Genomic DNA, 318 nt, shown 5'->3' on the forward strand with positions numbered 1-318 from the left:
CAAAAGAGATTTCTGTAAAGTCGTCTCTGGGCAATCTAATATTCAAAGGCAATTTTATATTACGATCTGAAGATTCTATTCGGGTAAAAAAAAATACCGTTCTGGAAGATGTGATTTTAATTGCTCCAAAAATAACTTTTGAAGAAGGTTTTAAGGGAACAGTACAGGCATTTGCATCTAAAGGAATTGAGCTTGAAGAAAAAGTTACCTTAAAATATCCATCGGTAATTTGTGTATATAATGAAAGTCCCGACGAATCAAAAATTAAAATAAAAAAGGGATGTTATATAACGGGTGCTGTTGTTTTATTTGGAAACT

General features: G+C 31.4%; 1 pseudogene. It reads left to right on the forward strand.

The features are described from left to right. A pseudogene (locus tag ACHRWY_RS27650) lies at positions 1–318 on the forward strand (hypothetical protein); the annotation flags it as partial.

Origin of the sequence: Flavobacterium sp. FlaQc-48, assembly GCF_044007335.1 — a bacterium.
In the GTDB taxonomy this organism is placed as follows: Bacteria; Bacteroidota; Bacteroidia; order Flavobacteriales; family Flavobacteriaceae; genus Flavobacterium.